At 71.4% G+C, this 20,521-nt stretch carries 6 protein-coding genes; 4 read left to right on the top strand and 2 right to left on the bottom strand.

All coding sequences use genetic code 11. From position 1 onward, the window contains the following. Positions 1-111: 111 nt before the first annotated feature. The 4 genes from ACFVXA_RS18885 (at position 112) to ACFVXA_RS18900 (ending at position 16,609) form a co-directional block, all read left to right on the top strand. Complete coding sequence (locus ACFVXA_RS18885) at positions 112-327, top strand: MbtH family NRPS accessory protein (protein WP_362015476.1); 216 nt, start codon at positions 112-114, stop codon at positions 325-327. A gap of 115 nt (positions 328-442) precedes the next feature. Then, positions 443-11,389, top strand: a complete 10,947-nt coding sequence (locus tag ACFVXA_RS18890; protein ID WP_390025684.1) for an amino acid adenylation domain-containing protein — start codon at positions 443-445, stop codon at positions 11,387-11,389. Between the two features lie 209 nt (positions 11,390-11,598). Then, positions 11,599-14,649 carry an amino acid adenylation domain-containing protein gene (locus ACFVXA_RS18895; protein WP_390025686.1) on the top strand — a complete coding sequence of 1,017 codons (3,051 nt, stop codon included), beginning with the start codon at positions 11,599-11,601 and terminating at the stop codon, positions 14,647-14,649. Positions 14,650-14,758: 109 nt separating this feature from the next. Further along, complete coding sequence (locus ACFVXA_RS18900) at positions 14,759-16,609, top strand: BTAD domain-containing putative transcriptional regulator (RefSeq protein ID WP_383904717.1); 1,851 nt, start codon at positions 14,759-14,761, stop codon at positions 16,607-16,609. A 100-nt stretch (positions 16,610-16,709) separates the two neighbouring features. On the opposite strand, the gene ACFVXA_RS18905 is transcribed toward ACFVXA_RS18900, so the two are convergent. Beyond that, entirely contained in the window at positions 16,710-16,868 is a 159-nt protein-coding gene (locus ACFVXA_RS18905; protein WP_384397836.1) for a hypothetical protein, read from the bottom strand. A gap of 340 nt (positions 16,869-17,208) precedes the next feature. Continuing rightward, positions 17,209-20,289 (bottom strand): BTAD domain-containing putative transcriptional regulator, encoded by a 3,081-nt coding sequence (locus tag ACFVXA_RS18910; protein ID WP_390025688.1) that lies wholly within the window; start codon positions 20,287-20,289, stop codon positions 17,209-17,211. Between the last annotated feature and the right edge of the window lie 232 nt (positions 20,290-20,521).

Genomic DNA, 20,521 nt, shown 5'->3' on the forward strand with positions numbered 1-20,521 from the left:
AGTTCGCGTAGAGGCCCGGTATAGGCCCCCACCGGAAGCTGACGGCGGATCCGAAACCCGATCCGTTGTCCGAACCGATGTCCGAACCGATGTCCGACAGGGAGAGCCGACATGGCTGACGAGCAGACCGACGACCGCGTGTACCGGGTGGTGCTCAACGACGAGGAGCAGTACTCCCTCTGGGCCGCGGACCGGGACCTGCCCGCGGGCTGGCACGCGGAAGGCACCGAAGGGACCCGGCAGGAGTGCCTGGACCGCATCGAGGAGGTCTGGACGGACCTGCGCCCGGCGAGCCTGCGCCGCCGCATGGAGCAGGCCTCCGCCTGAGACGTGTCCGCACCCGAAGCCGTCGCCCGGGAGGCGCCCGCCTTCGAGGAGCACGCACACGCACAGCACCACAGCCGGAACACGAGAAGTACACCGTGGGGGAGGAGCGCTCAGCATGAGCACGGGCGGAGTTCGTACGGGCCAGGAAGCCGGGGACCAGCGCGAGGAACTGGTGCGCGCCCGGCTCGCCGGGGCCCGCCGGGGGCGGCGCGCCGCACTGCGGCGGGCGGACCGGGACGGCCCGCTGGCCCTCTCCCACGGCCAGCAGCAGATGTGGTTCCTCAGCCGCCTCGACCCGGACAGCTGGGAGTACAGCGTCCCGGTCGTGCTGCGGCTGCGGGGACCGCTCGACGTCGAGGCGCTGCGCCGCGGCTTCGAGGCCCTGCACTCCCGGCACGGGATCCTGCGCACCCGCTACCGTCTCGACGGCGCGGAGCCGGTCCAACTCATCGGCCCACCCGGCCCGTTCGACCTCCCGGTCGACGACCTGACGGACCTCGACGACCCCACGGAGCGGGAGCGCCGGGCGCTGAGCCTGGCCGAGGCCGAACCCGGCCGCCCCTTCGACCTGGAGCGGGACCGGCCGCTGCGCGCCCGGCTGATCCGTCTCGCGGACGACGATCACATCCTGGCCGTGGTGCTGCACCACGTCGCTTGCGACGAATGGTCCGTCGGTCTGCTGCTGAGCGAACTCTCCTCCGTGTACGGGGAGTTCACGGCGGGCAGGCCGGATCCGCTCGCCCCCGTCGACTTCCAGTACGCCGACTACGCGGCCTGGCAACGCTCCCGCCTAGCCGACGGCACGCTCGATCCCCAGCTCACCTACTGGAGGGAGCAGTTGGCCGGCATCACCCCGCTGGAGGTGCCTGCGGACCGCCCCCGCCCGGCCACCCGCAGCTGGGCGGGCGACGCCGTTCCCGTCACCCTCCCCGCCGCGCTCACCGAACGGCTGCGCGCCCTCGGCTCGGCGCACGGCGCCACCCTCTTCACGACCCTGCTCACCGGCTACCAGGCCCTGCTGGCCCGCTGCACCGGACGCACCGACATCCCCGTCGGCACCGTGGTCTCAGGGCGCGGGCGCCCCGAACTGGAGCAGTTGGTCGGGTACGCCATCAACACCCTCGTCCTGCGCGGCCGCTGGGACGGAGACCCCTCCTTCCGCACCCTGCTGGACGGGTCCCGTGCCACGGTCCTGGACGCCCTCGACCACCAGGAGTATCCCTTCGCCCGGCTGGTCGACGAGCTCCAGCCCGAACGCGACATGTCCCGCACCCCGCTGTGCCAGGTCGCCTTCACCCTCCACCAGGAGCGCACCGAGGCCTTCCGGCTCCCCGGAGTCGCCGCCGAACCACTGCGCGCCCCCTCCCGCGTCTCCCGCTTCGACCTCACCCTCCAGCTCGGCGAGCGGGCGGACGGCTCCGTGCACGGCACACTGGAGTACAGCACCGCGCTGTACGACCGCGCCACCGCCGAGCGGCTCGCCCGCCACTACGTAGGCCTGCTGGAGTCCGCCGCCGCCCACCCCGACCGCGCCCTGTCGCTGCTCGACCTCCTCGACGACACGGACCTGGCCGTCCTCGCGCCGGCGCCGCGCTCCTTCCCGGCACCGGACCGCTGCGTTCACGAGGTCTTCGAGGAGCGGGTGGCGGCGACCCCGGACGCCACCGCCGTCGTCCTCGGCGGACAGCGGCTCAGCTACGCCGAACTCGACGCCCGCGCCAACCGACTCGCCCATCATCTACGCGAACTCGGCGCAGGCCCAGACCAGTTGGTCGGCGTCAGTCTGGACCGGGGCATCGACCTCGTCCCCACCCTGATCGGCGTCCTCAAATCCGGCGCGGCCTACCTCCCGCTGGACCCCGAACACCCCGCGGACCGTCTCGCCTACACCCTCCAGGACGCGGGCGCCCGCGTCGTCGTGACCTCGGACGCGTACGCCGAGCGGCTCGCCGCCGCCCACGACGGCCCGCTGGTGAACCTGGACGGCGAGCGCGACCGCGCCGCCCTGGCCGCCGCACCCACCACCGCCCCGGCCTCCGGCGTCCACCCCGACGACCTGATCTACACCATCTACACCTCCGGCTCCACCGGCCGCCCCAAGGGCGTCGGTCTCACCCACGCGAACGTACTGCGCCTGTTCACCGTCACTGAGGAGCACTTCGGCTTCGACGCGCACGACGTCTGGCCGCTGTTCCACTCGTACGCCTTCGACATGTCGGTGTGGGAACTGTGGGGCGCCCTGCTGTACGGAGGCCGCCTGGTCGTCGTACCGCACGACGTCGCCCGCTCACCGGAGGACCTTCTGCGCCTGCTCGCCGACGAGCAGGTGACCGTCCTCAACCAGACCCCGTCCGGCTTCCGCGGCCTCGTCGCCCTCGCCGCCGACGGACACCCGCTGATCGACGAACTCGCCCTGCGCGTCGTCACGTTCGGCGGCGAGCGCCTCGACATGCCGGCCCTGCGCCCGTGGGTCGCCCGCCGGGGCCTCGACCGTACGGCGCTGATCAACCTGTACGGCATCACCGAGACCACCGTGCACACCACCTACCACCCGGTCACCGACGCCGACCTCACCGCCGACCACGGCAACGACGTCGGCGTCCCGCTGTCCGACCTCCAGGTCCAACTCCTCGGACCACAGGGTGAACTGGTGCCCATCGGCGTCCCCGGCGAGATCCACGTCGGCGGGCCCGGGGTCGCCCGTATGTACCTGGGCCGCCCCCGGCTCACCGCCGAGCGGTTCGTGCCCGACCCGTACGGACCGCCCGGGTCCCGCCTCTACCGCAGCGGCGACCTCGCGCGCCGGCGCCCCGACGGCGGCCTCGATTACCTCGGCCGCATCGACCACCAGGTCAAGATCCGCGGTCACCGCATCGAACTGGGTGAGATCAAGGCCGCGTTGACGGCCCACCCGCTGGTACGGGACGCGGTGGTCGTCGCCCGCGAGGACACCCCCGGCGACAAGCGGCTCGTCGCGTACGTCGTGCTCGCGGGCCAGGCCGTCGTGGCCCCCAGCGAACTACGCGCCCTGCTGGCCCGCACCCTGCCCGCCTACATGATCCCCACCGCCTTCCTGGCCCTCGGCAGGATCCCGCTCACCGTCAACGGCAAGCTCGACCAGGCCGCCCTGCCCGCCCCCGATCGGGGCGCACTCACCGTCGGTCGGAACCGAGTGGCCCCGCGCACCGCCGCCGAGGAACGGATGACCGAGGTCTGGCGCGACGTCCTCGGCGTCGACCGGGTCGGTGTCACGGACAGCTTCTTCGACCTGGGCGGCGACTCGCTCCGCGCCGTCGCCCTGGCCGCCGCGCTGCGCGACGCCGAGTACGACGTCACGGTCCGCGACGTCTTCGCGCACCGTACCCCGGCCGAGCTCGTGGAGTTCCTCACCGGACGCCCGGCCCCCGCCCGCCCCGAACCCGGCGTCGCCCCCTTCGCCCTCCTCACGGACGAAGACCGCGCACGCCTGCCCGAGGGAGTCGTCGACGCCTACCCGCTCGCCCAGGTGCAGCTCGGCATGGTCGTGGAGATGCTCGCCGACGACGGCCGCAACCACTACCACAACTCGACCTGCTTCCGGATCCTCGACGAGGATCCCTTCGTCCCCGAGGCGCTGGAGAAGGCCGTGGGGACCGTCATCGGCCGCCACGAGATCCTGCGCACCTCGTTCGCGCTGGACGGCTACTCGGCGCCCCTGCAACTCGTCCACGACCCGTCGCAGGTCAGCTCGACCCTCCGTACGCGAGACCTGACGGCCCTCGACTCCGAGGCGACCGAGGAGTCCCTGCGCGCCTTCATGGCCGAGGAGCGCGCCGAACTCTTCGACCTGACCCGCCCCCCGCTGATCCGCTTCACCGCGCACACCCGCGACGACGGCAGCTGGTGGCTCACCCTCACCGAATGCCACGCCGTCCTGGAGGGCTGGAGCCACCACTCCCTCCTCATGGAACTCGTCACCGCCTACCGGGACCTGCGCGACGGACGACCGCTCCAGGAGCCGGAGCCCGCCGCCGTGCGTTACGCGGACTTCGTCGCGGCCGAACTGAAGTCCCTCGACTCCGACGAGGACCGCGACTACTGGCGCGGCATCGTGGAGAGCCACCCCAAGTTCGTCCCGCCCGCCGGTTGGGGCGACGACCCGCTCACCACCCCTCGTGGCCTGCACCGCGCCTGGGTCCCGTACCACGACCTCGAAGCCGGGCTGCTCGCCCTGGCCGGCGAGGCCCGCGTCCCCATCAAGAGCGTGCTGCACGCCGCCCACCTCAAGGTCATGAGCCACCTGACCCCCGAGGAGACCTTCCGCACCGGCCTGGTCACCAACGCCCGCCCGGAGGCGGTCGGCGCCGAACGCGTCCACGGCGTCTACCTCAACCCCCTGCCCTTCGCCTTCCGACGCGGCGCCGCCACCTGGCGCGAGCTCGTCCGCCAGGTCTTCGACCAGGAGATCGAGGTCTGGCCGCACCGCCGCTACCCGCTCGGCGCCATGCAGCGCGAATTCGGCGCCGCCGAACGCCTCGTGGACGTCCGCTTCAGCTACCAGAACTTCCGCCAGGTCGACCAGGACCTCATCGACTACGCCGCGACCATCGACGACAGCCCGACCGAGTTCCCCCTCGGCGTCTCCACCCGCGCCGGCTTCATGGTGATCACCGCCAACCGGCACGTCATCGGCCGCACGGGCGTCGACCGGCTCGCCTCCATGTACCGCTCGGTCCTCGAGTCCATGGCCACGCACCCGGACGGAGACGCCGAGCAAACGCTCCTGCCCGACGGTGAACGGGAGTTGGTTCTCTCGTCCTGGAACGACACGGTGGTGCCGGTACGTGAGGTGTCGGTATCGGAGCTGATCGCGGAGCGGGCGGTCGAGGCGCCGGGTGCGGTGGCGGTGGAGGCGAAGGGTCTTCGTCTGACCTTCGCTGAGCTGGATGCGCGTGCCAATCGCCTCGCGGGCGTCCTGCGGGCGCGGGGCGTGGGCGCGGAGTCGTCGGTTGCGGTGTTGCTGGACCGTTCGGTGGATCTGGTGGTGGCGCTGTTGGCGGTGTGGCGGGCTGGGGCGGGCTATGTCCCGCTGGATCCGGTGCTGCCGCGCGAGCGTGTCGAGGGCATGTTGGAAGACGCCGGGGTGTCGGTCGCGGTGACGTCCGGGGCGTATGCCGATCGGTTCGCGATCGATGTCGTACGGGCGGACGAGGAGCACCCGGAGGCGGGGTCGCCCCTTCCGTCGGTGGACCTCGACTCACTGGCGTACACGATCTTCACCTCGGGTTCGACCGGCCGCCCGAAGGGTGTGCAGGTCACCCACCGAAGCCTCGCCAATCATGTGGACTGGGCAGTGCGGGAGTTGGCGTCCTGCGGTTCGGGCGGCGCGCCGGTGTTCTCGTCGGTGGCGTTCGACTTGGTGGTGCCGAATGTGTGGGCGCCGCTGGCTGCCGGGCAGCGGGTGTGGCTGTACGACGGTGAGCTGACGGAGTTGGGGGAGGCGCTGGCCAAGGCCGGTCCGTTCTCGTTCCTGAAGCTGACGCCAGGTCATCTCGAGGTGATCGGGGGTCAGTTGAGTGACGAGCGGATCCGCGCACTCACGACACGGATCGTAGTCGCGGGCGAGGCGCTTCCGGGTGCCCTTGTCGAGCGGTGGCGGCAACTCCTCGGCGACGGACGGGTCTGGAACGAGTACGGTCCGACCGAGGCGACCGTCGGCACGTGTGTCTTCCCGATCGAGGAGGCGCATGAGGGTGTCGTCCCGATCGGGCGTCCGCTGCCGAATATGACCATGCGTGTTCTGGATGCGCGATTGCTGCCCGTTCCGGTGGGTGTGGTGGGGGAGTTGTACGTCGGCGGAACCGGCGTGGCGCGCGGGTACACCGGTGATGCGGCGCGGACTGCGGAGCGCTTCCTGCCCGATCCGTACGGTGCGCCGGGTTCGCGGTTGTATCGCACCGGGGATCTGGCACGCTGGCGGGCGGATGGTGCGGTGGAGTTCCTGGGGCGTATCGACGACCAGGTGAAGGTGCGCGGCTACCGCATCGAACTCGGGGAGATACGGGCCGCGTTGATCGCGCGCCCGGAGGTCTCGGACGCCGCAGTGACCGTCACCGACGACCAGCGCCTGATCGCTTACGTCGTCGGTGGCGTCGAACGACTGCGTGAGGCTCTCGCGTCTGTGTTGCCCGAGTACATGGTGCCGTCCCTCTTCATCGAGCTGGACAGGATCCCGCTGACGGCGAACGGCAAGCTGGACCGGCGTGCCCTGCCCGACCCGGATCCCGGTGCCGCCACCGATACGTACATCGCACCCCGTACTGAGACTGAGGCCAGTATCGCCGCGGTCTGGGGTCAGGTCCTGGGCCTGGACAGGGTCGGTGTCGAGGACAACTTCTTCGACCTCGGCGGGCACTCCATCAAGGCCATCGCGCTGGTCGGCGCCCTGCGGGCCGAGGGGTTCGAGGCGGCGGTCGGCGATGTGTTCCGGCACCGGACCGTGGCGGGACTCGCGAACGCGCTGGGTACGGGTGCGGGTGGCGGCGAGGGAGACACCTCTGTCGTGGCCCCCTTCGCCCTGCTCTCCGAGGAGGACAGGGCCCGGCTCCCCCAGGGGCTGGCCGATGCCTTCCCGCTCGCGCAGGTGCAGCTGGGCATGCTGGTGGAGATGCTGGCCGACGACGGCCTGAACAAATACCACAACACCACGACGTTCCGGATCAGGGACGGACGGGCCTTCGACTCCGGCGCCCTGGAACAGGCGGCGCGGGCCCTGGTGGAGCGCCACGAGATGCTGCGGGCGTCGTTCGCGCTGGAGGACTACTCCGTACCGCTCCAGCTCATTCACCCGAGCGCGGACATCCCGGTCACGGTGCACGACCTGCGGGGCCGGGACGCGAAGAGCCAGGAGGCCGCTCGCCGCGAGCACGTCGTCGCGGAGCGCGCCGCCACGTTCGATCTCGCCCGTCCACCGCTGCTGCGGATCTCGGCGCTCGTCGAGTCGGACGAGGCCTGGTGGCTGTCGGTCAGCGTCTGCCACCCCATCACCGAAGGATGGAGCCACCGCTCGCTGCTGAGCGAGATCGTGGAGGGCTACCTGCGGGTCCGCGCCGGCGAACCGCTGCCCGCGCCCGAGATGCCCGCCGTGCGGTACGCGGACTTCGTGGCGGCCGAGCGCGCCTCCCTGGCGTCGGACGAGGACCGCTCGTACTGGCGCGGGGTCATCGAGGGGCACGCCAAGTTCGAACTGCCCTCCGGCTGGAGCGGCGGCGCCGTGACGCCCGGCCCCGCGCACACGGTCCGCGTGCCCCTCGCCGATCTCGCGCCGGCGTTGCGCGCCGCCGCGAGCGACACCGGCACCTCACTGAAGGCCGTGCTGCACGCGGCGCACCTGAAGGTCATGAGCCTGCTCACCCCCGAGGAGTCCTTCCACACCGGCCTGGTCTGCAGCGGACGCCCCGAGATCCTGGGCGCGGAGCGCGTGTACGGCATGTACCTCAACACGGTGCCGTTCGCCTTCCGGAGCGGCACCCGCACCTGGCGCGAACTCGTCCGCCAGGTCTACGACCAGGAAGCCACGCTCTGGCCCCATCGCCGGTTCCCGATGCCGGTCATGCAGCGTGAACTGGCGGACGGATCCCGCCTGCTGGACGTCCGCTTCAGCTATCTCGACCTCAAGGACGCCCAGGCCGAGTCCGACATCGTCGACGCGGACTCCGGCATGGGCGAGGGCGCCACCGAGTTCGGCCTCGCCGTGGCGGCCCGCGCGAGCGGCCTGCTCCTCACGGCCGATCCCCGCCGGCTCACCCCGGCCGCCGTCGACCGTCTCGCGTCGATGTACCGAGCCGTACTGGAAGCCCTGGCCCAGGACGTGGACGGGAACGCGGAGTCCACGTATCTGCCAGAGGTCGAACGGGAGCTGGTTCTCTCGTCCTGGAACGACACGGTGGTGCCGGTACGTGAGGTGTCGGTATCGGAGCTGATCGCGGAGCGGGCGTTCGAGGCGCCGGGTGCGGTGGCGGTGGAGGCGAAGGGTCTTCGTCTGACCTTCGCTGAGCTGGATGCGCGTGCCAATCGCCTCGCGGGAGTGCTCCGTTCACGAGGTGTGGGCGCGGAGTCCTCGGTGGCGGTGTTGCTGGACCGTTCGGTGGATCTGGTGGTGGCGCTGCTGGCGGTGTGGCGCGCTGGTGCCGGCTATCTGCCCCTCGATCCGGTGCTGCCGGTGGACCGGGTGGCGGGGATGCTGGCGGACGCGGGTGTGTCGGTGGCGGTGACGTCCGGTGCGTATGCCGACCGGTTCACGGTCGATGTCGTACGGGTGGATGAAACCCATCCGGAGGTGGATGTGTTGCTGCCGCCGGTGGGTCTGGACTCGCTGGCGTACACGATCTTCACCTCGGGTTCGACGGGCCGTCCGAAGGGTGTGCAGGTCACCCACCGAAGCCTGGCCAATCATGTGGACTGGGCGGTGCGGGAGTTGGCGTCGTGTGGTTCGGGTGGTGCGCCGGTGTTCTCGTCGGTGGCGTTCGACCTGGTGGTGCCGAATGTTTGGGCGCCGCTGGCTGCCGGGCAGCGGGTGTGGCTGTACGACGGTGAGTTGACGGAGCTGGGGGAGGCGCTGGCGGAGGCCGGTCCGTTCTCGTTCCTGAAGCTGACGCCCGGTCATCTCGAGGTGATCGGTGGCCAGTTGAGTGACGAGCGGATCGGCGCGCTCACGACCCGCATCGTTGTCGCGGGCGAGGCTCTTCCTGGCGCGTTGGTCGAGCGCTGGCGCCGTCTGCTCGGTGATGGGCGGCTTCTGAATGAGTACGGTCCGACCGAGGCGACCGTCGGCACGTGTGTCTTCCCGATCGAGGAGGCGCATGAGGGTGTCGTCCCGATCGGGCGTCCGCTGCCGAACATGACCATGCGTGTTCTGGATGCGCGACTGCTGCCCGTTCCGGTGGGTGTGGTGGGGGAGTTGTACGTCGGTGGTGCCGGCGTGGCGCGCGGGTACACCGGTGATGCGGCGCGGACGGCGGAGCGCTTCCTGCCGGACCCGTACGGCGAGCCGGGCGCCCGGTTGTATCGCACCGGGGATCTGGCACGCTGGCGGGCGGATGGTGCGGTGGAGTTCCTGGGGCGTATCGACGACCAGGTGAAGGTGCGCGGCTATCGCATCGAACTCGGCGAGATCCGGGCCGCGTTGATCGCGCAGGCGAAGGTCTCGGACGCCGCCGTGACCGTCACTGACGACCAGCGGCTGGTTGCCTATGTCGTCGGCGGAGAGCCGGACGCTCTCGCGGAGTCGCTGAACGGGACGCTCCCCGAGTACATGATCCCCTCGGTGTTCGTGCCGCTGCCCGAGATCCCGTTGACGGCGAACGGCAAGCTGGACCGGCGTGCCCTGCCCGACGCGGAGGCCACGACCACGGACACTTACGTAGCTCCCCGCTCCGACGCCGAGGAGAGCATCGCCGCCATCTGGGGTCAGGTCCTGGGCCTGGACAAGGTGGGCGTCGAGGACAACTTCTTCGACCTCGGCGGGCACTCCATCAAGGCCATCGCGCTGGTCGGCGCCCTGCGGGCCGAGGGGTTCGAGGCGGCGGTCAGTGATGTGTTCCGGCACCGGACCGTGGCAGGACTCGCCGCGGCGCTCGGCACCGGCACCGGCAGCGCTACGGACGGGCTGGACCGGTCCGCGCCCCCGGCCGTGGCGCCCTTCGCGCTGGTCTCCGCCCAGGTCAGGGACTCCGTCCCGGAGGGCGTCGTGGACGCGTACCCGCTCTCGCAGGTCCAGCTCGGCATGGTGCTGGAGATGCTGGCGGACGACGGCCTGAACAAGTACCACAACACCTCGACGTTCCGGATCAAGGACGGGCGGCCCTTCGACGAGGACGCGCTGGCCCGGGCCGCGCGCACGGTTGTGGAACGGCACGAGATGCTGCGTACCTCCATCGAGCTGGAGGACTTCGAGATACCGCTCCAGCTCGTACACGCGGTGGCCGACGCCCCGGTCGCCGTACGGGATCTGCGGGGCAGCTCCGCCGAGGAGTTCGAGGAGGCGCGGCGGGCCCACATCGCCCGGGAGCGCGGTGAGTTGTTCGATCTGAAGCGGGCGCCGCTGCTGCGGATCTCGGCGCTGGTCGAGTCGGACGAGGCCTGGCATCTCGGCTTCACGCACTGCCACGCCATCACCGAGGGCTGGAGCCAGCAGTCCCTCCTCATGGAGGTGCTCGGGCTCTACCACGCCTACGCGGCGGGGGTGCAGCCCGAGGCACCGGAACCCGTGCCCGTGCGGTACGCGGACTTCATCGCGGCCGAACTCGTCTCGCTGGACTCGGAGTACGACCGGGCGTACTGGCGGCGGATCGTCGGCGAGCACGCCCCGTGGAGCCTGCCGTCGGACTGGGGTGACACGCCCGGATCGCCGCGGGAGGACTTCAAGCTGTCGGTGGAGTTCCGTGACATCGAGGCGGAACTGCGCGCCTTGGCCGCCGAAACGGGGACCTCCTTCAAGGCGGTGCTGCTGGCCGCGCACCTCAAGGTGTTGAGCACTCTCACACACGAAGAGGCCTTCCACACCGGCGTGTTGTACAGCGCGCGACCCGAAGTGCCGGGCATCGAGCGGGTGTACGGCATGTACCTCAACACGCTCCCGTTCGCCCATCGGCGGGGCGCCCGCACCTGGGGCGAGCTCGTCCGCCAGGTCTTCGACCGTGAGGCCGAGGTGTACGGGCACCGGCGTCATCCGCTGCCCGCCGTGCAGCGGCTCGCGGGCGGTCGCCGGCTGTTCGACGTCATGTTCCGCTACCAGGACTTCCACCAGGTCGACACCGGCACGGTCGACGTGCGGGCCGGCGCCGGCGACAGCTCCAACGAGTTCACGTTGTCCCTGGCCAATGTGCCGGGGCGGCTCGTCCTGCGCGCGATCAGTACCGGACTGAGCCGGGCCAACGCCGAGCGGCTCGCCGGAATGTACCGGGCCGTGCTGGATTCCATGGCCGCGGGCCCGGACGGCGACGCGCAGGCGACCGTCGTTGCGGAGGCGGAGCGCACGCAGATCCTCCAGGACTGGAACGACACCGAGGTGGAGTGGGAATGAGCGAGCCCCGACCCCGACAGGGAACGAGCACACCCCGAGAAGGGGCGAGCAACTCCCTACAAGCGACGAGCACACCTCGAGAAGGGGCGAGCAACTCCCTACAAGCGACGAGCACACCCCGAGAAGGGGCGAGCAACTCCCTACAAGCGACGAGCACACCCCGACAAGGGACGAGCAACCCCCGACAAGGACCCCGGCGCGTCCACGAGGTGTTCGCGGACACCGCCGCCGCCCGCCCGGACACCGTGGCCGTCGAGGCGGCGGACGGGACCCTGACGTACGGCGACCTCGACCGGCAGGCCAACCGTGTGGCGCACCGGCTGCGTGCGGCGGGCGTGGGGCCCGAGTCGGTGGTCGGCGTGCTGCTGCGCCGCCGCCGGGGCCTGCTGCCCGTGCTCCTCGGCATCTGGAAGGCGGGCGGTTCCCATCTCCCGCTGGACCCCGCGCTGCCGCGCGACCGGCTCGCCTACATGCTGCGCGCGGCGGGCGCCCGGCTGGTGGTCACGGAGAGGGAACTGACGGACCGGATCGGCGGCGACTCCCAGGGGGAACGCGGGGGCGCCCCCGGCCGCGTACGCCCGGACGGCGGCGACTACGACGGCGCCCTCCTGGATCTGGATCGCGAGCAGGACGCCATCGCACGGCAGCGCGACTCCGTCCCGGACCTCGGTCCGGCGGACGGCCTCCAGCACAGCCTTGCCTACACCCTCTTCACCTCCGGTTCCACCGGCCGCCCCAAGGGAGTGCAGATCGCGCACCGCTCCCTGCTGAACCTGCTGTACTCGATGCGGGAGCGCTTCACGTCCGGGCCCGAACACACCTGGCTGGCGGCGACTTCGCTGTCGTTCGACATCTCGGCGGCGGAGCTGTACCTGCCGCTGATCACCGGTGGCCGGATCGTGCTCGCCGGTGACGGCCAGGCGGGCGACTCCGGAGCGCTGCTCGAGCTGATCGACGGCCGTGGTGTGACCCATGTGCAGGCCACCCCGGCCGGGTGGAAGCTGCTGCGGGCGGCGGGGTTCGAGCGCCGTCCGGTCACCGCGATCACGACCGGCGAGGCCTGCCCGCCGCCCCTCGCCCGGGAGTTGCACGCGCAGGTGGACCGCCTTGTCGACCTGTACGGTCCGACCGAGACCACCATCTGGGCCACCGGCTGGGAGGTCGAGCCCGACGTGGACACCGTGCCGATCGGCCGGCCGATCCACAACATGCGGGCCTATGTGCTCGACGCGGCGCTGCAACCCGTCCCGGTGGGTGTGGTCGGCGAACTGTATCTGGGCGGCGCAGGTGTGGCCCGCGGCTATGTGGGACGCCCCGCGCTCACCGGCGAACGGTTCCTGCCCGAGCCGTTCGGCGGGACTCCGGGCTCCCGTATGTACCGGACCGGCGACCTCGCCCGGTACCGCGTGGACGGTGAGCTGGAGTACCTGGGCCGCGAGGACCACCAGGTGAAGATCCGCGGCTACCGCATCGAACTGGGCGAGATCGAGGAGCGGTTGCTGACCCGGGAGGGTGTCCGCGACGCCGTCGTCGTGGTCCGTGAGGACGCCGGCGGCGAGAAGTGGCTGGCCGCGTACGTCGCCGCGGACCGGGCGTCGGGCCTGGACCAGGAGGCGTTGCGCGGCGGTCTCGCGGAGGAACTGCCCGCCTACATGGTGCCCGCCGCCTTCGTCCTCCTCGACGAACTGCCCCTCAACGCGGCCGGAAAGATCGACCGCAAGGCACTTCCCGCCCCCGGCCGTTCCGCGCTGCTCGCCGACCGGGCGTACGTTGCTCCCCGCACCCCCACCGAGCGACTGATGGCCGACGTCTGCGCCGAGGTGCTGGGGGTCCCGGACGTGGGCGTACGGGACCGGCTGGCCGATCTCGGCGCCGACTCCATGCGGATCGTCCACGTCCTCGCGGCGGCCCGCCGCGCGGGGCTCGGCATCACCCTGCGGATGCTTCTGGACAACGGCACCATCGAGGAACTGGCCGACGCCCTCGATGCGACGCGCCGGACGACCGGAGAGACCCAGGTCGCGACGGAACAGAGGACCGGAGAGACACAGACGGAGCGGAGGACCAGAAAGACGCAGACCGGAGAGACACAGACGGAGCGGAGGACCGGAGAGACGCAGACCGGAAAGACAGACACCGGAAAGACACAGACCGGAAAGACAGACACCGGAAAGACACAGACCGGAAAGACAGACACCGGAAAGACACAGACCGGAAAGACGACCAGGAAGACGCCACCGATGACGACGACAGCCGACAGCCGCGCCCTCAGCCGCGCCCTCTCCTCGGCCGAAGTCGCCCAGGTCATGGCGGAGCACCGGATCCCGGGCGCCGCCGTCGCGCTCCTGCGGGACGGCGAACCCGTCGGCGTCCACGCCTACGGCGTCCGCTCCACCGAGACGGGCGCGCCGGTCACGCTGCGCACCCGCTTCCAGGCGGGCTCGATCAGCAAGCACATCACGGCGTACGCCGCGCTCCGCCTGGTCGATCGCGGCGTCGTCGGCCTCGACACGGACCTGGACGGACTGCTCATCGGCCGTACGCTGCCGAAGCCGACCGGCGGCCGGGCCGTCACGCTGCGCCAGTGTCTGTCCAACACCTCGGGCCTGGTGGGCGGTCAGGCCACTTGGTGGCGTCCCGACGAGGCCATGCCGGACCTCGCCGGCATCCTGGACGAGGTCCGGGCGGAGCACGAGCCGGGCTCCCTGTTCCGCAAGGACGGCGCCCAGTGGGCGGTCGTGGAACAGCTTCTGGCCGATGTCACGGGCCGGGACTTCGACAAGGCCGTCCACGAGCTCGTGTTCCAGCCGCTCGGCATGCGGGACAGCGCCTTCGGGGCACCCGGCGCCCCGGACGCCGCGGCGGGACACGACCAGCACGGGCGCGAACTGTCCGGCGGCCATCGGGTGCGTCCGGTCCGGGCGGGCAGCGGTCTGTGGTCCACGCCCGCCGACCTGGCCGTCTTCGCCGCGGCGCTGCGCCGCGCCCACCGAGGCCTGTCCGAACTGTTGTCCGCGCGGCTCGCGGGCGTCATGCTCGCAGAGGCGTTTCCGGGCAGTTTCTACGGTTTGGGCACGGTGGTCGACGGCACACCGGGGGAGCCCGAGTTCGGCCACGGTGGCCAGACCGCCGGTTTCCGCGCGCTGACCTCGCTCCTCCTGCGCTCCGGTACCGGCTGCGTCGTCATGACGAACTCGGACAACGGCAAGCAGCTCCACCGGGCTGTCGCCGCCTCGCTCGGAAGGATCATTTCCGCCTAGCGCAAGGCACCGGTAAGCCAAAGAAGGCGACGGATAACGCAGGAATAACGGTCCTTCATAGTTTCTCCACCGAGCCAAGTTCCGCAGATGTCAGAACGGGGGGTGCCGAATGGACTTCCAAGTCCTCGGCCCGGTGGAAGCCCGCAAGGGTGGCGAAAGAATCGCACTGTCCGGATCCAAGGTGCACACGGTCCTCGCGAGCCTGTTGCTCGCCCGGGGGCGCGTCGTGTCCGACGAACGGCTGAGCTCCATGCTGTGGGGGTGGGAGCCGCCCGCCACGGCCGGAGCGCAGATCTACACCTACATGTCGCGCCTGCGCAAACTGCTGGGCGACGACGTCGAGATCGACCGGCGCCCGCCGGGGTACGTGCTGCGGGCGCCGCACAGCACGATCGACCTCCTGGAGTTCGAACAGCTGGACCGGGAGGGCCGTACGGCCCTGAGTCGCGGGCGCCATCGGGAGGCCAGCACCCTGCTGAGCCGGGCGCTCGGGCTGTGGCGCGGGGCCGCGCTCGGCAATGTGACGGAGTATCTGGCGGGGGCCGAGCTGGCCCGTCTCGAGGAGCAGCGGCTGCACGCCCTCGAGAGCCGCGTCGAGGCGGACCTGGAGCTCGGCCGGCACGAGCAGCTCACCGCCGAACTCACCGGCCTGGTCGCCGAGTTCCCGCTGCGCGAGAAGCTGCGCGCCCAGCTCATGACGGCCTTCTACCGCTGCGGCCAGCAGGCCGACGCGCTGAACACCTACCACGAGGGCCGCAAGGTCCTCGACGAACAGCTGGGCATCGAGCCCGGCGAAGCCCTCGGCGCCACCTACCAGGCCGTCCTCGTGGGCAGCCTTGGGGCCAGAAGCGGAGCCCCGGCCCGTACGACGCTCTCGGCGGCGTACGCGGACGGGGATGCCTACGACCCGTACGAGCCCCGCCCGGCCACGCTGCCGCCGGACATCGAGGACTTCATCGGCCGTGAGGAGGAACTGGCGGCCCTCTGCGGGCAGTTGGCCGAGTCCCGCAAGGGCGGCGGGCCGCGCGCCCTGCTGGTGACCGGCATGGCGGGGGTCGGCAAGACGGCGCTCGCGGTACGGGCCGCGCACCGCAGTGCCGCGCACTTCCCCGACGGCCAGCTCTTCGCCGAACTGGCCCACCCCGACGGCCGTCCCAAGAGGCTGGCCGAGGTCCTGACCGTCCTGCTGGGCGCTCTGGGCGCACCGGTCGACGGTACCGGCCGCAGCGCCGACCTCGACGAACTGATCCGCCGCTACCGCACCCGCACGGCGCGCAGGCGGCTGCTCGTGGTCCTCGACGGCGCCGTCGACAGCAGAGAGCTCGACCTGCTGCTGCCGGGGTCCGACGCGTCCGCCGTCCTCATCACCGGTCGCGCCCGACTGACCAGGGTGGCCCAGGCACGCACCACCGTCCTGACCCCGTTCGAGCGGGACAATTCATACGAGTTGCTCGCCGCCGGCGTCGGCCGCAGGCGGCTGCTCGCCGAGCCCGACGCCACGAACCAGGTCCTCGCCCACTGCGGAGGGCTGCCGCTCGCGGTGCGCATCGCGGGGAGCCGACTGGCCGCGCGACCGCACTGGCCGGTCTCCTGGCTGGCCGCCCGGCTCGCCGACCCCGAACACCGGCTGCGTGAACTCTCGTACGGCGGGCTGGAGTTGCGCCGTGCGCTGCTTCCGTCCTTGCGGCAGCTGCCCAGACCGGCCGGGCGTACGCTCGTGCGCCTGGCGGGGATCGGCACGGAGCCCTTCCCCGCCCAGCGCGCTGCCCGGCATCTCGCCGAGCCCGAGTCGGCGGCGGAGGAGAGCCTGGAACACCTCGTGGACGCGGCGCTGCTGGACATCTGTGGCGTCGACCGCCTCGGCCGTCCGCTGTACCGCTTCCACGAACTGATCCTGCTCTTCGCCGAATCCCTCGCGACTGCACATCGCGAACGGGAACGGTCCACAGCCGCGCACTGATGACAGCGTTGCCGGCCGCTCGGCGTCGGGCCTGAATCAGGCCGACGGAGGTCCGGCTCCGCGGTGGCGGAGCCGGACCGGCCGGTCGGCGGCGGATACCTCAGTGCCAGTCCTCTTCGTCGGGGCTGACGGCCGTCGTACCCGCCGGGCCGGCGGCGGTGCCGGCGGTGGCCAGGGAACCGGCCGCGCCGAGCGCGCAGAGCGCGATGAACCAGACTGTGACTATCCGCCCGATCGTCGTGCTCCAGATGTTCTGCATGACCACTCCTGAGTGTGTTGCCGTAGCGGGTGCGGGTGCGGGTGCGGGTGCGTGCGAGGGGACGGCGCCCGCCGGCGTCGTCCCTTTCGTTCGCAATCGAAACTAGGGACCGGCGACTTCGGACCACTATCGATCCGCCTTCGTCCCACACTCCGCCGTCGCTCCGACGCCCGGCCTCACCCGACGCCCGGCCTCACCCGGCGGTACCGCCTCACCCGGCGGTACCGCCTCGCCCGGTGGCGCGCTCACTTCGACGTACCGCCTCGCCGGACGGCGCGGTCACTCCGAGCCGCCCCGCCCGACGGCGCCGTCAGCCGGGCCCATCACCTCACCTCACCCCTCAGCGGCGTCGCCCGGAGGCCGCTGCCGCCGCCCGCGCCGTGCTCGCACGGTCCGGCGACGCATGTGCCGACGTGGACGGCTGCGCCGGGGGATGCGCCTGGGCCCTTTCGCCCGCCAGCCCTTCGAGGGCCCGGTCGACCCGCTCGAGCCAGGGCTTCACATCGATACGGGCGAAGCACTCCCGGGCCTCCGTCAGATGGTGCAGCGCGCGGGCACGATGACCGCACGTCCCGCACGCTTCGCCCAGCGCCAGCTTGATCTTCCCCTCCACCAGCGGATTGCTGACCTGGACCGCCGCGTCGAGGGCCTGCGTCAGCGTCATCCGGGCCTGTTCCCAGCGGCCCGCCCCGAGGCGCGCCTCCCCGAGCGCCAGCAGCCCGTGCGCGAGCCCCAGCGTGTCGGAGTTGTCCTGCACGATCCGCACCATGCGCAGCAGGGTCTCCTCGGCCCGCGCGAAACGGCCCTGGGCCACCAGCACCCGCCCCAGCCGGTGCGTGGCGAGGGCCAGACTGCGCGTGCCGCCCGCCCCGATGGCCTCCGCGACCCGCACGGACTCCCGGCCCAGCTCGGCCGCCCGGTCGACCTGACCGCGGTCCAGCTCGATCTGCGCCATGTTGTTGAGGACATGGGCCTCCGAGGAGAGGTCGCCCACCTCGCGGAAGACCTCCAGCGCCTCGGTACTGCGGCTCATCGCCCGGGTCAGCTCGCCGCGCATCTCGTCGATCATCGCCATGCTCCGCAGCACCAGCGCCCGCCCGTGCCGCTCGCCGGCCCGGGTGTGCAGGGCCAGCGCGGTGGCGAAGCGGTCGTCGGCCTCCGGGAAGCGCCGCAGCCGCATCTCCAGCGCGCCCAGGATGTGCAGCATCGCGGCCTGCCCGCGGACGTTCCCGGCGGTCCGCGCCGCGGCGAGGGCGCGCTCGGCGCAGGCACGCCAGTCGTCGGTGTGGTCCCGGGTCTCGAAGAGCACCACCGTGGACATGGTCAGATCCCAGGCCAGTTCGTCCAGGCCGAGCTCCGCCGCCTGCTCCACCACCGCGGACAGGGTGTGCCGCTCCGCCTCCAGCCACTCCAGCGGCCGGGCCGACAGCTCGGCGGCGGCCTCGTCGGGCACCGGGCGGCGCGGGGCCGTGCCGTGGATGATGCTGAAGTCGCCTCCGTAGAAACGCCGGTGGGCCAGCTCCGCCAGGGACAGCGCGGAGCGGAAGACCCGTTCGCGGGCCGCCCGCCGCTCCGGCTCGGACTCCTCGGCGTGGGTGCGCTCATGGGCGTACAGGCGCAGCAGGTTCTGGAAGCGGTAGCGCGGCCGGCCTCGCGCGTCCGCGCCGGTCACGTCCAGGAACTGGGCGTCCACCAACTGCTCCAGGAGCCGCTCCGCCGTCGCCGGATCCGCGTCGACGAGCGCGGCGCCCAACCAGGGCGCGAAGTCCGGCACTTCGAGGAGCCCGAGGAGGCGGTAGAGCCGCGCGGCTTCATCGCTCAGGCACCGATAGCTCAGCGCGAAGCCCGCTCTGACCTGCGACTCGCCCTCGCTCAGCTCGTCCAGCCGACGGCGTTCGTCGCTGAGCAGCGAGACGAGTCGCGCCACCGTCCAGTGCGGCTTGGCGGCGAGCCGGGCCCCGGCGATCCGCAGGGCCAGCGGCAGCCGGTCGCACAGTTCGGCGACCCTGGCGACGGACGCGGGATCGTCGGCGACGCGCCGCTCACCCACGATGCGACTGAGCAGCCCCACCGCCTCGGGCCCGGTCAGCCGGCCCAGCTGCACCCGGCACTGCGGCGGCCAGGCGACCAGCGCTGCGAGCTGCTCCCGGCTGGTGATCAGCACACAGCAGCCCGGGCTGCTCGGCAGCAGCGGCACGATGTGCGGATAGGAGTGCACGTTGTCGAGCACCACGAGCACCCGCCGCTCGGCCAGGATGCTGCGATACAGCGAGGCCCGCTCCTCGACACCCATCGGGATCCGGTCGCCCGGTACGCCCAGCGAGCGCAGGAAGCGGCCGAGGACCTCGCCGACGGGCGCCGGCTCATGGTTGTCGTCGTAACCGCGCAGATCGGCGAAGAGGTGACCGTCGGGGAAGTGCGCGGAGACGCTGTGCGCCCAGTGCACCGCCAGGCAGGTCTTGCCGAGTCCGCCGACTCCCGTGATGAGCCCGGCCGTCGGCCCGCGCACCTCGTCGGTACGCTCCAGCAGGGCGTCCAGCAGCGCCATCTCCCGTACGCGGCCGGTGAACCCCGGCACGTCCGGGGGAAGTTCGAACGGCTTGCCCACCGGGTCGCGGGGCCGCTCGCGCTCCGCCGCGGCGGGCTCCCGCTCGCCCGCCGCCGGTTCCACGTCGTCGTGCAGGATCGCGTCGTGCAACTCGCGTAGCGCGGGTCCCGGTTCGAGCCCGAGTTCATTGATGAACAGACGGCGCCCGAGACGGAACGTCTCCATGGCCTCGGCGCGGCGGCCGGAACGGTACTGCGCGGTGATCAGATGGAGCCGGGTGCGCTCACGCATGGGATGCGCGCGCACTGTGGCGTCGAGCTCCGGAATGATTCTCTGGTGGTGGCCGAGTTCCAGCTCGACGGCGATCGCGTCGTCATAGGTGTTGAGACGTAACTCCTCCAGGCGCCGTGCCTCGTCCTCCACGGCGGCGCCGGTCACCCCGGCCAGCGCCGGGCCCTGCCACAGCCGCAGCGCCTCTTCGTAATGCCGGGCGGCGTCGGACAGCCGCTTCTCCTGGACGGCTCGCTCGGCACTCGACACGAGCGCCGAGAATTCGAGGCTGTCCAGCCGATGTCCGGTCGCGCGGAGGAGATATCCGGGATGTGCGGTGACGATGACTTCCTCGGTGATTCCAGCTTTCCTGAATGATTTGCGCAAGGCGGCTATGCAAATCGATACCTGTGTACGTGCGGTGGCGGGCGGTTGGTCTCCCCAGACCGCGTCGACCAGCTTGTCGACCGAGACGGTCCGCTCCGGATTGAGCAACAAGAGCGCCAGAATGGTCCGGTGGCGCGGCCCGCCCACCTTCACCTGTCCGTCGTCCGCGAGCACGCCGAGCGGACCGAGAATCTTGAAGCGCAACGGCTTCTCCACTTGCCCTCCCCTGCTCCGAAGTCCCTGCCGGAGCTTGCGGGTGCCCCGTGATGGGCCATGGTTGATCCATTCTATCCGCCAGTGGATGTGGAATTGTTAATTCCATCGGAAGGGCCGGATTTGGCTCCTTCTGAATACGCGTCAGTAAGGGGCGTACGGGGTTAAGGGCATTGTTTGCCGAGTGGTAATCCCGGCAAATGTCATTTCCTGAACAAGTCTCACCTTTGATGAA

Origin of the sequence: Streptomyces sp. NPDC058246 (genome assembly GCF_042881985.1) — a bacterium.
In the GTDB taxonomy this organism is placed as follows: Bacteria; Actinomycetota; Actinomycetes; order Streptomycetales; family Streptomycetaceae; genus Streptomyces.